Source organism: Arthrobacter sp. MAHUQ-56 (assembly GCF_019710585.1).
GTDB lineage: Bacteria > Actinomycetota > Actinomycetes > Actinomycetales > Micrococcaceae > Arthrobacter.
In genome coordinates this window covers 797,813-812,612 of sequence record NZ_JAIFZQ010000020.1, presented here as the reverse complement: position 1 = coordinate 812,612, position 14,800 = coordinate 797,813, and the positions used below count along the sequence as shown (strand labels likewise).

Sequence of the window (14,800 nt, the reverse complement as noted above, 5' to 3'; positions counted from 1 at the left end):
AGGGTTGCACATGCGGTCAAAGTTCAAACGTATCCTCGCCGTGATCGGCCTTGCCGGATTGCTGGCGGTACCCGCCGGCGCGGCATGGGCCGAAGACCCGGTGACCATCCCCTCCGGCACCAACATTGTTGACGACGCCGGCGTCCTTGGCAGCCGCAAGGGCGAGGTCCAGGACGCCATCCAGAAGCTCCTGAAGGACCACAAGTACAACCTTTATGTGGTCACCGTGAAGTCCTTTGAGAACCCAAGCGACCCTGCCCAGTGGGGCCAAGCCGTGGCCAAGGCAAAGGGCATGGGCAACGCCGACGTCATCCTTGCCATCGCCACTGACCAGGGTAAGTACTACTTCTCTCCCAGCAGCGCCAGCAGCATCTACTCCAAGCGCACCAACATTACGCAGAATGCCATCGCCGCCAACCTCGGTGCCGGCAAGCGCGACTTCGCCCAGGCCGCCATTGACACGGCCTCCGCCGTTGGTGACGCCGCCGGTGGCGGCAGTGGCACCGTGTCCTCCGGAGACGGAGCCGGCGCGGCGGTGCTCGTAGGCGCCGGCGTGGTCGTCGCCGGCGGCGGCGCCTACCTCTACTACCGCAACCGGCGAAAGAAAGCTGCCGCCGGCCAGGCCTCCAGCGGCAGCTACGGCCCCCAGGGTGCCGAGCTGGACCCGCTGGCCTCACTCAGCGTCGAGGAGCTGCGGCGCAAGAGCGGTTCGCTGCTGATCGAGGCGGATGATGCCATCAAGTCGAGCGAGCAGGAACTCGGCTTCGCCCAGGCACAGTACGGCGACTCCTCCGTCGGCAATTTCACCAAGGCGCTCGAGGACGCGAAAGCGCACATGAGCGAATCCTTCAAGCTGCAGCAGCAGCTTGACGACCACATCCCGGACACCGAGGAGCAGCAGCGCACCTGGCTGGGCGAGATCATCCGGCGCTCCGAAGCCGCCCTTGCCTCACTTCAGGAGCAGAAGGCAGACTTCGACTCCCTGCGCGAGCTGGAGAAGAACGCCCCGCAGGCACTGGCCGCGGTCAACGCCGGGGCCCAGCAGGCGGATGGGAAGATTGCCAGCGCGGAACAGTCCCTGGCGGCGATGCGGTCCAAGTACGCCGACAGTGCCCTCGCGCAGGTGGCGGACAACATCGTCCAGGCCAAGGAACGCCTGGCCTTCGTGCAAAACGCTTCCGCCACGGCGCAGCAGAAGCTCGGCGAGGGCGAAGGAAGCATGGCCGCGGTAGCTGTCCGTGCTGCCGAAGAGAGCCTGCACCAGACGAACGTCCTGCTGGACGCCATCTCGAAGGTTGCCGGCAACCTCGACGAGGCCCGCAACAGCCTCGAGGGAGCCGTGGTGGACACCTCGCAGGACCTGGCCCAGGCAAAGGCCATGATCCAGTCCGGCGCCCACCCCGAACTGGCGGGGCCGGTGGCAGCCGTGGAGGCGGCACTTGGGCAGGTCAAAACCGAAATCCAGGGCGGGAAGATCGACCCCATAGCCACCCTCCAGCGGGTGGAAGGCGCCCACCAGACGCTGGACCAGGCGCTCACCGGCATCCGTGACCAGCAGGAGCAGGCCCGGCGTGCGCAGGCTTCCCTGCAGCAGACCATCATGTCCGCCCAGGCCCAGATCAGCGCCACCTCGGACTACATCACCGCCCGGCGCGGCGGGGTGGGCACCGAGGCCAGGACGCGGCTGGCTGAATCGCAACGGAACCTCGATTACGCCCTTTCGATTGCACGCACCGACCCCGTCACGGCCCTGACCTACGCACAGCAGGCCCACGCACTGGCTGCCCAGGCGGCGCAGCTGGCCCAGGCCGACGTGGAACACTTCGACGGCTATGCCAACCAGGGCTACGGCCGGGGCGGCATGTTCGGCGGCGGTGGCGGTGGCGGCCTGGGCGGCGCCATACTCGGCGGCATCCTGATCAATTCCATCCTCAACGGCGGCCACGGCGGCTGGGGCGGCGGAGGCGGCTGGGGTGACGGCGGAGGTGGCGGCGGCTGGGGCGGCGACGGCGGTGGCGGCGGTTTCGGCGGCGGCGACTTTGGCGGCGGCGACTCCGGCAGTTTCTAGAAGATCATCCAATGCGCGCCGGAAGATCCCGGCGCACATACAGACGCAGTACACCACTGTTGCACAGGTTCCCAGTGGTCAACACAGAGCAGGACGAAAGGCAAACACCATGGTTAAGCAGTCCATTTTCGGCCGGATCGCGCAGCTGGCGAAGGCGAACATCAACACCTTGCTGGACAACGCCGAGGATCCGCAGAAGATGCTGGACCAGATGGTCCGCGACTACACCAACAACATCGCTGAGGCAGAGTCCGCCGTCGCGCAGACCATCGGCAATCTTCGGATGCTCGAAGACGACTACAACGAAGACGTCAAGAACGCCCGGGACTGGGGAAACAAGGCCCTGGCAGCGTCCCGCAAGGCCGATGAGTTCCGGTCCGCCGGCGATGTTGCCGACGCCGAGAAGTTCGACAACCTTGCCAAGGTGGCCCTGCAGCGGCAGATCGCTGCCGAGAACGAAGCCAAGGGCGCGGAACCGAGCATCGCTTCCCAGCGCGAAGTGGTGGACAAGCTGAAGACCGGCCTTGAGCAGATGAAGAACAAGCTCAACCAGCTGACCAGCAAGCGCAACGAACTGGTGGCCCGGTCCAAGACGGCCGCTGCGCAGTCCCAGGTCCACGACGCCATCAAGAGCATCGACATCATGGACCCCACCAGCGAGGTGGGCCGCTTCGAGGAGAAGATCCGCCGCGAAGAGGCAAAGGTCCGCGGACAGCAGGAACTTGCCGCGTCCAGCCTCGACGCACAGTTCAACCAGCTGGAGGACCTGGGTGAGCAGACGGAGATCGAAGCCCGCCTGGCCGCCCTGAAGTCCGGCGGCGCCAAGCCGGCTCTCGGTGCGGGCAGCCCGGCAGCGGCCGGCTCCACCGTGGACGAGGCCGACTTCGACAAGCTCTGATCCGCGGGAGTCGCTTCCTTGACACATGGCTAAGGGCCGGGACCAACGTCCCGGCCCTTAGCCATGTCCCTGCTCGGTACCGTCCCGCTGTGTACCGTCCCACTGTGTACCGTGGTGGCATGGCTGCTTCTCCCGATGGAACATCCCTGGTCTGGCTGCGCGATGATCTGCGGCTGGACGACAACCCGGCGCTGGCAGAGGCGGCCCGGCTGGGCAATCCCACCACCGTGGTCTACATCCTGGACGAGGAGTCCGAAGGGGTGCGGCCGCTGGGCGCCGCTGCCCGCTGGTGGCTGCACCATTCCCTGGACGCTCTTGCCGCCGGGTTGGAGGCCAGGGGCTCGCGCCTGGTGCTTCGCCGGGGCCCCGCGGGCGATGTCATCCGGGAACTTGCCGTCCAGACCAACGCCGGAAACCTTTTCTGGAACCGCAGGTACGGCCTTCCGGAGCGGACCATCGATGCCGGCCTCAAGGACTGGGCCGGAGAGAACGGGATCGAAGCCTCCAGCTTCCAGGCAAACCTCCTGTTCGAACCCTGGACGGTCCGCACCGGCGCCGGCGGGTACTACAAGGTCTACTCCCCCTTTTGGCGGGCCTGCCTCGCGTCGCATGACGTCCGCGATCCCGTGGACGCCCCGGAGGTGCTGCCGGAACCTGCCGCCTCCGGACGGGGCCTCCCGGCCAGCAACCCACTCGGCGGCTGGAAGCTGCTGCCGACCTCGCCCGACTGGAGCGGCGGCTTGGCGGACACGTGGGAACCAGGTGAACAAGGTGCGGCGCACCGGCTCACGGACTTCCTGGACGGCCCCATCGAGGAATACGGCACCGGCCGGAACATCCCGGGTGTCGAAGGAACCAGCCGGCTCTCACCCCATTTGCGCTTCGGCGAGGTCAGCCCCTTCCGCGTATGGCGCGAGATCCGGCGACGCCACCCCCGCAAGGTCCCCTCCGACGTCGGAATCTTCCGTTCGGAGCTGGGCTGGCGGGAGTTCAACTGGCACCTGCTGTACCACAACCCGGACCTTGCCACCCGGAACTTCCGGCCGGCGTTCGACAAGTTCCAGTGGGCCTCCCCGAACCAACAGGAGCTGGAGTCCTGGCAACAAGGGAAGACCGGCTACCCCCTGGTGGACGCCGGCATGCGGCAACTCTGGCAGACCGGGTGGATGCACAACCGGGTGCGCATGGCGGCCGCGTCCTTCCTGGTCAAGAACCTGCTGACGGACTGGCGCGTCGGCGAGGAATGGTTCTGGGACACCCTGGTGGACGCCGACGCCGCCAACAACCCGGCCAACTGGCAGTGGGTCGCGGGGTCGGGTGCAGATGCCTCGCCGTACTACCGCATCTTCAACCCGGTGACGCAGAGCAAGAAGTTCGACCCCGATGGCCGCTACCTGCGCCAGTTCATCCCCGAACTCGCTGGTGTCGAAGGCAGGACCATACACGAACCCTGGACGGCGGAAACGGATGGCTACCCGAAACCGTTGGTGGAGCTGCCGGAATCACGGGAACGGGCCCTGGCGGCCTACCAGAAGCTCAAGGACGACTGACGGGGCGGGTCAGCGGCTGACCTTGCCCATGAGCGAGGCAATGGGCCGCAGGAAGATCGGCCGGGCGAGGAACCAGGCGGCTGCCATCACCACGACGGACGCCAGGAACACCCAGAAGCCGAACCAGGTGTCGTCGTCGCGGACGCCGTACATGTGGTTCAGGTTGCGCAGCGCACCCGTGGCCAGGACGAGGAAGACGTGGACCACGATGAAGGCCACAAAGTAGACCATCACCGGGAAGTGTACGGCGCGGGCCCATTCGATGGGGTACGCCTTGTTCAGGCCCTGGGCCTTCTTCGGCCATGCTGAGGACATCCTGAGGCCCGTGATGAACGCCAGCGGCGCGGCAATGAAGACGGTGGCGAAGTACGTCAGGAGCTGCAGCGCGTTGTAGTTGATCCAGCCGTCTTCAGTGGGCCAGTCCAGCGACGCGTACTGGAGCGCGGCCGACAGCGCATTGGGAAAGATGTCCCAGCTGGTCGGAACGATGCGGGTCCATTGCCCGGTGGCGAACAGCAGGACCGCGAAAACCAGCCCGTTCAGTACCCAGAGGGCGTCCAGGGTGAGGTGGAACCACAGCTCCAAGGTGATCTTGGTGGGCGCGTTCTTCGTGCGGATGAGGCCCTTGTTGTTCCGGGTCCAGTGGCCGCTCGGTTTGGTGGTGGTGCGCACCTGCCAGCCGGTGCGGATGATCAGGAGCAGGAAGAACGCATTGAGGAAATGCTGCCAGGCCAGCCACGCCGGGAACCCGACCGGAGCATTGTCCGGCAGTTCGGACTGGCCCGGGTAGGTGGCGAGGAAGGAGGCGACGGCGGGAAGCCCCACGAGCAGCCTGGCGATCAGCACCACCAGGACGAGCCCCACGAGGACGGCGGGAACCGCCCAGTAAAGCCGGTTCCGCTTCCCCGTCGCGGTGCCGGGCTTCTTCGTGGATGTGGCCATGGAACAACGTACCTCTCAGGAATGACTGCGGGCCGCCCACAGATTGTGAGGCCCTGCGAAAGAGAATACTAGGAACTGCAGGCATCCAAGGAAAAAGAAGGCCCCGCCCGGCGTAATCGCCGGGCGGGGCCTTCATAAGTTGCGGGGACAGGATTTGAACCTGTGACCTCTGGGTTATGAGCCCAGCGAGCTACCGAACTGCTCCACCCCGCGTCGCTCGAACAACACTACCCTACTTTTGCGGCCGGTGCGTCCACTGCCGCCCCGGGCCTCCGGTTGGGATCAGCAGCGTCCCCGGGGATCCCCCAGGGGAGCAAAATGGCAAAGCAAAAGGCCCGGACACTGTTTCCAGTGTCCGGGCCTTTCTCCAGTTGCGGGGACAGGATTTGAACCTGTGACCTCTGGGTTATGAGCCCAGCGAGCTACCGAACTGCTCCACCCCGCGTCGCAAGAACTACTTTACCGGCAGGTGAACCTGGGGCCAAATCCTGGCGGCGTGACGTCCGTTACGCCAGCCCGGCATCCGCTCCCCCTGGGCGCGGATACCGGGCTGCCGCCGTCGAACTGCCTGACGGTGCTACTTGCCTGCGGACGGCGACGGCGATGGAGATGCCGACGGTGCAAGGGTGGCCTCAGGAGCGGTCACCGGGATCTTGGCCTCAGCGTCCATGGCTTTCTGCAGGGCTGCGGCGATCCTCTTCTGTGCTTCGCCGTACGCTGCGAAGTCACCGGCCGCCAGCGCCGACTGGCCGGCCTGGATGGCGGAGTTGGCCTCATCGAGGGCCGCCTTCAGCTGCGCCTTGGCGTCCGCTGCAGCGGGCGTTGCGGGCGCGGCGGGGCCTGCCGGGGTCTGGCCGTTGTTGGCCGAGTCGCCGGCCGCGGCACCCGAGTCACCGCCGAAGAGCTGCTTCAGCGCGGCATCGAGCGTCGGCGCGAAGCCCACCTTGTCACCGAAAGCCACCAGCACGCGCTGGAGGGTGGGGTAAGAGGTCTCACCGGTCGACTTCAGGTACACGGGCTGGACGTAGAGGATGCCACCGCCCACGGGCAGGGTGAGCAGGTTGCCGTTCAGCACGTCCGAGGCACCCTGCCGCAACAGGTTAAGGGCCTGGGAAACAGTGGGATCGGAGTTGAACTTGTTTTGCGCCTGCCCGGGGCCGGGCACCTGGGTTTCCGGCGGGATCTGCAGCAGCCGCAGCTTGCCGTAGCCCTCGGCCTTCACCCCGGCCTGGTTCCCCGCGTCGGAGTCGGCGGCGAGGAAGCCGTAGAGGACGTTGCGGGCGTTTCCGTTCACAATCTGCGGGATGAAGGAGGACGTCAGCTGGAACGCAGGCTTCTCCTGGTCCGGCATCTGCAGCGACATGTAGAACGGCGGCTGCTTGACGTCCGTGTTGGAATTCACCGTGGGGTCGGCGGGCACGCTCCACGCGTCATTGTTCTTGTAGAAGCTGCGCGGATCGGTCACGTGGTACTGGCCCAGCAGTTCGCGCTGGACCTTGAACAGGTCCTCCGGGTACCGGACGTGGCTCATCACGGCGCCGGACATGTCCGTGTACGGCTTCACGGAGGCCGGGAAGACCTTTTGCCACGCCTTCAGCACGGGATCCGTGTCATCCCAGGCGTAGAGGGTGACGGACCCGTCGTAGGCATCCACCGTGGCCTTGACCGAGTTGCGGATGTAGTTCACGGTGCTGTTGGGCAGCGCCACGGCCCTGCCCGTCGTGGTCTGGGTGTCGGCGGTGGCCTCCGACAACTGCTTCTGCTGCGAGTACGGGTAGTACTGGCTGGTGGTGTAGCCGTCCACGATCCATTTCACCCGTCCGTCCACCACGGCCGGGTAGGCATTCCCGTCGACCGTGAGGTAGGGCGCAACCTTCTGGACGCGTTCGCGGGGGCTGCGGTCGTACAGGATCTGCGACTCGGGGTTCACGCCGTCCGAAAGCAGCAGGTCCGAAGACTGGAACTTGATGGCGTAGAGGACTTTATTGAAGAAGGAACCGACGTTCGGCCCGCCGTTGCCCTGGAACGTGTACTGGGTTTCGCCGCCTTCACGGCCCGTCGGCCGGTCCTGTTCGCGCGGCGTTGCGCCTTCCGGGGCGCCGACGATGGAGTATTCCGGGGAGGATTCGCCGAAATAGATCCTGGGCTCGTACGTGGAGTCGTTGCCCAGCACACCCGTGGAGGGGATGCCGGACTGGAGGAAGTCAGGCTTGCCGTCCACTGTGAACTTGTTGCCCTTGGCGGCCACGACCCCGTAACCGTGCGTGTACACCACGTGCTGGTTGAGCCAGCCCTGCTGGTTGCTGGCAACGTTGGCCGGGTTCAGTTCACGCACCGCGATCACGGTGTCCTGGATCTTCCCGTCCACTTCGTAGCGGTCAACGTTCAGGGCCTCAGGGAACTGGTAGTACGGGCGGTACTGTTCCAGCTGCGCGAACGCGTCGGAGATCAGGTTCGGGTCGAGGAGCCGGATGTTGGCCGTCGTCTGCGCATCGGGAGCGAGGGCGCCAGTATTGGCGGTATTCGTGGCTTCGTAACGGGTTTCCTGGATGCCGTCCAGGCCGTAGGCCCTGCGGGTGTTGTCGATGTTGCGCTGGATGAACTCCTTCTCCAGCGTTTCTTCCGACGGACGGACCTGGAACTGCTGGATCACCCAGGGGTAGACGCCGCCGGCCAGAATGGACGTGATGATCAGCATGGCCGTGCCGATGACCGGCAGGCGCCAGCGGCCGATCACCGCAGCAACGATGAACAGGACCGCGACGAGCACAGCGGCCACGGCGAGGATGGCCTTGGTGGGAATGACGGCGTTGACGTCCGTGTAGAGGGCACCTGCCCATCGGCCGCCGTTGCTTTGCACCGACGAGTAGCGGTCCAGCCAGAAGTTCACGCCCAGGAGCACCAGGAACGCAGCGCCGGTAACGGCGATATGGATCTGGGCGGCGCGGCTGGTGAACACGCCGCGCTCCATCAGGCGGATGCTGCCGTACAGGTAGTGGGTCAGGATGCCGGCGATGCCCGCGATGACCACCACGCTGATCAGGAAACCGGTCACAAAGCCCAGGAACGGCAGCGTCATCAGGTAGAAGCTGATGTCCAGGTTGAACTGCGGGTCCGTCTGGTTGAAGCCCACCTGGTTGAAGAAGAGCAGCACCTTCTGCCACTGGCTCGCGGCCGCGCTGCCGGCGAACAGGCCAAAGAGGATGGGAAGGCCGACCATGACCACACGGCGGACCGGCTCAAGCTGCGCCTGGTAGCGGTTGAGGTTGTCCCGGATCTCCGAGTCCGGCGCGTAGACGGGCCGGGAGTTGTAGGCGATGCGGATCGCGAAGAACACGGCCGCGAACATGATCGCGAAGCCCGCCGCGAAGGTGGCGATCTTCGCCAGGTTTTCGGTGAGGAACACCTCGATGAAGCCCAACTGCCGGTACCAGAGGACGTCGGTCCAGACATTGGCGAAGAAGATGAAGCCCACAACCACCAGGGCAACAACGATAAGGGTGGGGGTCAGCGCGCCGCGCCGGGAAGGGGGTCTGCCTGTGGACGTGGTGCTGGCGGGACGGGACAAACTGGGTACCTCATAGCTGGTCGTCAGAATATTCGAAGCGTGCGTGCGGGCGACGTCCGGTACCGGTGAAACCGCTGGTCACGTCCGTCATCTTTGCCACGAGTGGCGGTAAAGCTTAGTTCCTGTCGAGTCTAATTGGGCCCAGTCTAGTTGTGCCCGGACTGGTTGCCCGCGCAGGCGGGCAGCCCGGCGGTGTCCTGCCCGCTGCCGGCGACCTCCACGGCATGCCGTGCCTCGGCCAGGTTTTCCACCCGTACTACCTGGAGGCCGTCGGGGATGTGGCCCGCCACCTCGTCGCAGTTCGACGCCGGCGCGAGGAAAAGGGTGGCGCCTGCAGACCGCGCTCCCCGCATCTTTTGCCCGATGCCCCCGATGGGTCCCACGGCACCGTCCGGCGAGATGGTGCCGGTGCCCGCAATGTGCTTGCCGCCGGTCAGGTCTCCCGGCGTGACGGTGTCGATAATGCCCAGCGAAAACATCAGCCCCGCACTGGGTCCGCCCACCTTGTCCAGGGAGATCTGTACGTCGAAGGGGAAACTGAACAGGTACTTGAGCATGACGCCGAGGATGAACCGGCCCTGGCCATTGTCCTTCGGGGTGACCTCCACCGTGACCGGCTGTCCGCCGCGGTCCACCGTGACCGAGGCCGGAGCGCCCTTGCCCGCGGCCAGCTCATCCTGGATGACGGCAAGCGAGGTGATGTCCTTGCCGTTGATGGACTTGAGGATGTCCCCCTTTTCAATCCTGCCGGCGGAGGGCGAATCCTGGGAGAGGCCGGCGGCCTGGAGCTGCTGGCCGAAGGGAATCTTCAGTTCATGCAGCGCGGAGGCCACGGCGTTCTCCTGCGAGGTGGTCATGGCCACCGCGCTCTGCTCCTGGGCTTCCTCCTTGGTGGTGCCTGTCGGGTAGATCAGTTCCACCGGGTACACCGACTTGGAGCTGTCCAGCCAGGCTGAGAAAGCGCCGAGGATGCTGACCTGACCCGTGGGACCGCCGTCGACATACACCGTGGTCAGGTCCAGGCTGCCGGACGCCGGGTAGGTTTCGTGGCCGGTGACGTGGATGACCGGACGCCCCTGGCTCTCGCCGAGGGTGTTGTAGGTGGGGCCTGGCGACTCAATGACGTAGGGCACGGGCAGCGTGCCCACCGCAATACCCAGCCCCAGGGACGCCAGCCCGGCAACCATCATGGTGGAAACGCGCCTGCCCAGGGCACCGCCGTCGACCGCTCCCGCGGCTCCCCAGCCCTGTCCGCCCAGGAGGCCCTCCGCGCGGACGGGCGGCGTGCCTGCGGGGAAAGAAACGTCGGGAACCTGGTCCTCGGAGGGGTGGCCGCCACGGGTTGTAGTCACCCCATCAACAGTACGCGGTGGCAGCGTGCCGGCGTGCTTTGCCTAGAGCGAACGACGGCGGCGGGCGGCAGACAGCCGACCCCCACCGGGGTACCGTGAAGGTTGATTAACAGTCACACCGACGATCGGCGGGATCATGACCTCCAATCCACTTAATCCGTCCAACGGCGACGACAACCCCAAGGATCCGTTGACCGAGATGCTGCAGAACCTCATGGGGGGCAAGGGGATGGAGAACTTCGACCCCGCCGAGCTCGCCAAGGCCGCGGGCCTGCCGAACGATCCCAACCTGCTGGCGCAGATGTTTTCCCAGGTGCAGGCCATGATGAGCGCACCGACGGAGGGACCCGTCAACTGGACCCTTGCGCATGACAATGCCCGGCGCGTGGCCGCCAGCAGCTCCGACCCCTCGGTGACAGCGCAGCAGTCGCGGGACGTCGACGAGGCGCTGCGCCTCGCGGAGCTCTGGCTCGACCCCGTCACGGACCTGCCCGCCACCGGGCTGATCGGCCGCGCCTGGTCGCGTGCAGAATGGGTGGAAGCCACCCTGGGTACGTGGAAGCGGCTGACCGAGCCAGTGGCAAACAGCATCGCCAATGCGCTGTCCTCCGCCATGACTGAGCAGATGCCCGAGGAAATGAAGTCCATGATGGGCGGCGCCTCCTCGATGCTGCAGAACATGGGCGGCGCCATCTTCGGCATGCAGCTTGGCCAGGCCATTGGGGCCCTGTCCGCCGACGTCGTCAGCTCCACCGACATCGGCGTCCCGCTCGCCGACCTCGAAATGGCCCTGCTGCCTACGAACGTTGCCGCCTTTGGCGAAGGACTGTCCCTGCCCGAAAACGACATCCGCCTGTTCCTTGCGGTCCGGGAGGCCGCCCACGCCCGCCTCTTCGTGCAGGTTCCGTGGCTGCGCGGCCACCTCCTCGGCGCCATCGAGGCATACGCCCGCGGCATCCACATTGACACCTCCCGCATCGAGGAGCTCGCCCGCGATCTGGATCCCAGCAATCCCGAAGGCATCCAGGAGGCCCTGTCCCAGGGCGTCTTCATGCCGCAGCGGACCCCGGCGCAGGAGCAGGCCCTTGAGAAGCTCGAGACTGCGCTCGCCCTCGTGGAGGGCTGGGTGGATGAGCTCACCGCTGCCGCCACCGAAAAGGTGCTGCCCTCCGCGGGCGCGCTGCGGGAAACGGTGCGCCGCCGCCGGGCGACGGGCGGACCTGCCGAGCACGCCTTCGCTTCCCTGGTGGGCCTGGAACTGCGCCCGCGCAGGCTCCGCGACGCCGCCACCCTGTGGGCCGCGCTGAAGGAAGAGCGGGGCATCGAAGGACGGGACGCCATCTGGCACCACCCCGACCTCCTGCCCACCGCCGAGGACCTGGACGATCCCAAGGGCTTCAGTGCCCGCCGGAAGCTCGCCGAGGCCAGCGACAGCGAGGTGGACGACGCCCTGCAGAAGCTGCTCAGCGGCGGCTTCGACGATGCGCCCGGCACCGATGACGCCGGCGGCACCGACGGGAACAAGGACGACGACGGCGGGCCGGACCAGCCCAAGGGCTAAGGCTCCCTGGGGGCCAGCTTCCCGGCCGGTTTGGCGTCCTAGTCGGCGTCGGCCGGCCAGGGGCCTTCGTCCGGTCCGTTGCCCTGCCCCTGCCCCTGCCCGGCTGTGCCGGCAGGGGCAGTCCGGTCTGTGCCGAGGCCGCGGGACGTGGCGAAGGCGACGCCCTCCAGGAAGGCTTTGGCCCGCTGGGTTTCGGGGTACGCCTCGAGCAGCTTCCAGAACGCCGCGTTGTGGCCAGCCACCAGGAGGTGGGCGAGTTCGTGCAGCAGGACGTAGTCGACCACCCACTGTGGCATGCTGCGTAGTTTGTCCGACAGGCGGATGGTGCCCTCGGCGGGGGTGGCCGAACCCCACCGGGAGTTCTGGTTGCTGACCCAGCGGACCGACCTCGGCACCGCGCGTCCGCCGAAATACTTGGCGGAAAGCTCCGCTGCGTGGGCCGCCAAGGCTTCATCGCTGGCCGGGCGCCGCCGGCCGGCTGCCGCCCGCCGCTCCCCCTGCCGCTGGAGCTTCGCCAGCATCCGGTGGACCCATTCCTTCTCCTGCGCCGCGGTAAAGCGGGCCGGAATGGCAACCACCGCCGTCCCGTCCTCCCAGAAGGCGGCTACCGTCCGGGTCCGCCGTGCCGACCGGCGCACTTCCACCGGCGCCCCGCCGGACGTCGTCAGCCCGGCAAGTTGCTGCCGGCCCCGCTGGGCTGCGCCGCTCACAGGGCCAGGCTCTCGGCGAGGACCCGGAGAACGTCTTCGCCGTACCTTTCCAGCTTTGACGGGCCGACTCCGGCCAGGCCCGCGAGTTCCTCCAGCGATGCCGGCCGTGCTTCGGCGATGGCCGTCAGGGTGGCATCCGTAAAGACTACGAACGCGGGCACTTCCGCGGACAGCGCCACCTCTCGGCGCCAGTTCCGCAGGGCGTCGAACGTTTGTTCCTCATAGCTGGGCGGACAAGCGTTGCAGCGGCCCACCTTGCGTTCCGCCCCAGTGGCCAGCATGCTGCCGCAGACCCTGCACATGGCGGGCGCGGCTGCCTTGCGGCGGGGTGCAGGCCCCTTGCCGCGGGCGCTGGAACTTGCAACCGAATCGGGCCGCAGCCCGTCCAGGAACCGGGAGGGCTTTCGGTTCGCCCGGCCGCCAGGTGTCCGCGCGGTGCTCCAGGACAGGAAGAGGTGCTCGCGGGCGCGCGTGATGCCGACGTACAGGAGGCGGCGTTCCTCGTCCACGGACTCAGGGGCATCGGCGAAGGAGATGGGCATCAGTCCTTCGCTGAGCCCCACGAGGAAGACGGCATCCCATTCCAGGCCCTTGGCCGCGTGGAGGGAAGCGAGCGTGACCCCTTGGACGGTGGGTGCGTGCTGCGCGAGCGAGCGTTCCTGGAGTTCGTTGACGAAGTCGGCAAGGCCGAACTGCGGTCCCCGGTTCTGCACGAGTTCATCGGCAAGGGCCACGAGTGCCGCCAGGGACTCCCAGCGCTCCCGCAGGGCTCCGCCGCTGTGGGGTGCTGAGTCCGTGTAGCCCAGGGACGAAACAATGTCCCGGACCAGCTGGCCCAATGGCTCGGGAGCATCGGTTTCGGCCACGGCACGGGTGGCGGCCCGCAGCTGGAGGATGGCGTCGCGGACCTCCTTGCGGGCGAAGAAGCGTTCCCCGCCGCGCAGCTGGTAGCCGATGCCGGCCGCCGCCAGCGCCTGCTCGTAGGCCTCGGACTGGCCGTTGGTGCGGAAAAGGACGGCTACCTCGCTGGCTGGTGTGCCGGCGTCGAGCAGTGCCTTGATCTTCTGCGCCACCATGGCGGCCTCCGCCTCATCATCGGAGCATTCCGTGAACTGGGGGGCCGGGCCGGCGGGACGCTGTGCCACGAGCTGCAGGGGCGTGGCCCAGGCGGCGTCGGCGGCCGGACCGCCGCTGCGCCGCCCGGCGAGGAGCTCGTTGGCGAGCTTCACCACCTGCGGCGTGGAACGGTAGTCCCTGATGAGCTTGACCACGCTGGCCTGCGGGTAGCGTGCCTTGAAGTCGAGCAGGTGCCGGGGCGAGGCGCCTGTGAAGGAGTAGATGGTCTGGCTGGCGTCCCCCACCACGCACAGTTCGTCGCGGCCGCCCAACCAGAGCTCCAGGAGCCGCTGCTGCAGCGGGGAGACGTCCTGGTACTCATCCACCACAAAGTGCCTGTACTGTTCCCGGACGGTGGCCGCGACTTTCTCGTCCTCCTGCAGGATGCCCACGGTGATCAACAGGACGTCCTCGAAGTCGATCACGTTGCGGTCGGTCTTGACGTCCTCGTAGGACTGGAAGACGCGGGCGACGGCGGTCAGGTCGAATCCGCCCGGCGCTCCCCTGCCCTGGGCGTTCTCCAGGTAATTGGCGGGGGTCAGCATGGACACCTTGGCCCATTCGATTTCGGATGCGAGGTCACGGATGGAGGCGCGGTCGGTGCTGAGCCGCAGGCGGCGGGCAGCCTCGGCAAGCATCTGGGCCTTGTGGTCCAGGAGGTTGGGCAGTGTGCCGCCCACCGCCTGCGGCCAGAAGAACTGCAGCTGGCGCAAAGCGGCGGCGTGGAAGGTCCGGGCCTGCACGTTTCCCACGCCGAGGTCCCGCAGCCGGCTGCGCATCTCCGCTGCGGCGCGGGCCGTGAACGTCACGGCGAGCAGCCGCTGCGGGCTGTAGACGCCGGAGTGGACCCCGTACGCGATGCGGTGGGTGATGGCCCGGGTCTTGCCGGTCCCCGCGCCCGCCAGTACGCAAAGCGGCCCGTTGAGGGTGCTGGCCACCTCACGCTGTTCCGCGTCCAGCCCGCCGAGGATCCGGTCCTCAAGGGAGGCTGCTCCGTCAAAATTCTCTGTAGTCACTTCTGCTGCTCTGTGTCTC

The 14,800-nt window shown here is 67.1% G+C and carries 9 protein-coding genes and 2 tRNA genes; 4 read left to right on the top strand and 7 right to left on the bottom strand.

What is annotated here, in order from left to right; translation table 11 throughout:
* Positions 1-10: 10 nt before the first annotated feature.
* The 3 genes from K4G53_RS16160 (at position 11) to K4G53_RS16150 (ending at position 4,516) form a co-directional block, all read left to right on the top strand.
* Positions 11-2,068, top strand: coding sequence for a TPM domain-containing protein (locus K4G53_RS16160; protein ID WP_221386650.1), 2,058 nt, complete (start codon positions 11-13; stop codon positions 2,066-2,068).
* 109 nt (positions 2,069-2,177) lie between these two features.
* Entirely contained in the window at positions 2,178-2,966 is a 789-nt protein-coding gene (locus tag K4G53_RS16155) for a PspA/IM30 family protein (protein ID WP_221386649.1), read from the top strand.
* A 119-nt stretch (positions 2,967-3,085) separates the two neighbouring features.
* Positions 3,086-4,516: a deoxyribodipyrimidine photo-lyase gene (locus K4G53_RS16150; protein ID WP_221386648.1), complete on the top strand. Its 1,431-nt coding sequence runs from the start codon at positions 3,086-3,088 to the stop codon at positions 4,514-4,516.
* Between the two features lie 9 nt (positions 4,517-4,525).
* Here K4G53_RS16150 and K4G53_RS16145 read toward each other — a convergent pair whose 3' ends face one another.
* From K4G53_RS16145 to K4G53_RS16125, 5 genes are all read right to left on the bottom strand, one after another.
* Positions 4,526-5,458: a cytochrome b/b6 domain-containing protein gene (locus K4G53_RS16145; protein WP_221386647.1), complete on the bottom strand. Its 933-nt coding sequence runs from the start codon at positions 5,456-5,458 to the stop codon at positions 4,526-4,528.
* A gap of 139 nt (positions 5,459-5,597) precedes the next feature.
* Positions 5,598-5,671: transfer RNA gene (locus K4G53_RS16140), tRNA-Met, on the bottom strand.
* Positions 5,672-5,829: 158 nt separating this feature from the next.
* Positions 5,830-5,903: transfer RNA gene (locus K4G53_RS16135), tRNA-Met, on the bottom strand.
* A gap of 132 nt (positions 5,904-6,035) precedes the next feature.
* Positions 6,036-9,026: a UPF0182 family protein gene (locus K4G53_RS16130; protein ID WP_221386646.1), complete on the bottom strand. Its 2,991-nt coding sequence runs from the start codon at positions 9,024-9,026 to the stop codon at positions 6,036-6,038.
* A 146-nt stretch (positions 9,027-9,172) separates the two neighbouring features.
* Complete coding sequence (locus K4G53_RS16125) at positions 9,173-10,378, bottom strand: S16 family serine protease (RefSeq protein WP_308287901.1); 1,206 nt, start codon at positions 10,376-10,378, stop codon at positions 9,173-9,175.
* 136 nt (positions 10,379-10,514) lie between these two features.
* Here K4G53_RS16125 and K4G53_RS16120 point away from each other — a divergent pair, with 136 nt between their 5' ends.
* Positions 10,515-11,939 (top strand): zinc-dependent metalloprotease, encoded by a 1,425-nt coding sequence (locus tag K4G53_RS16120; RefSeq protein ID WP_221386645.1) that lies wholly within the window; start codon positions 10,515-10,517, stop codon positions 11,937-11,939.
* A gap of 38 nt (positions 11,940-11,977) precedes the next feature.
* Here K4G53_RS16120 and K4G53_RS16115 read toward each other — a convergent pair whose 3' ends face one another.
* Entirely contained in the window at positions 11,978-12,649 is a 672-nt protein-coding gene (locus K4G53_RS16115; protein ID WP_221386644.1) for a M48 family metallopeptidase, read from the bottom strand.
* Positions 12,646-14,781 (bottom strand): ATP-dependent DNA helicase UvrD2, encoded by a 2,136-nt coding sequence (locus K4G53_RS16110; protein ID WP_221386643.1) that lies wholly within the window; start codon positions 14,779-14,781, stop codon positions 12,646-12,648. Before K4G53_RS16110 ends, K4G53_RS16115 begins: the two co-directional genes overlap by 4 nt.
* Positions 14,782-14,800: the final 19 nt, after the last annotated feature.

What these genes read in the sequence shown, in the direction of transcription:
- K4G53_RS16160 (WP_221386650.1), top strand. Translation starts at nt 11, where the DNA reads ATGCGGTCAAAGTTCAAACGTATCCTCGCCGTGATCGGCCTTGCCGGA.
- K4G53_RS16155 (WP_221386649.1), top strand. Translation starts at nt 2,178, where the DNA reads ATGGTTAAGCAGTCCATTTTCGGCCGGATCGCGCAGCTGGCGAAGGCG.
- K4G53_RS16150 (WP_221386648.1), top strand. Translation starts at nt 3,086, where the DNA reads ATGGCTGCTTCTCCCGATGGAACATCCCTGGTCTGGCTGCGCGATGAT.
- K4G53_RS16145 (WP_221386647.1), bottom strand. Translation starts at nt 5,458, where the DNA reads ATGGCCACATCCACGAAGAAGCCCGGCACCGCGACGGGGAAGCGGAAC.
- K4G53_RS16120 (WP_221386645.1), top strand. Translation starts at nt 10,515, where the DNA reads ATGACCTCCAATCCACTTAATCCGTCCAACGGCGACGACAACCCCAAG.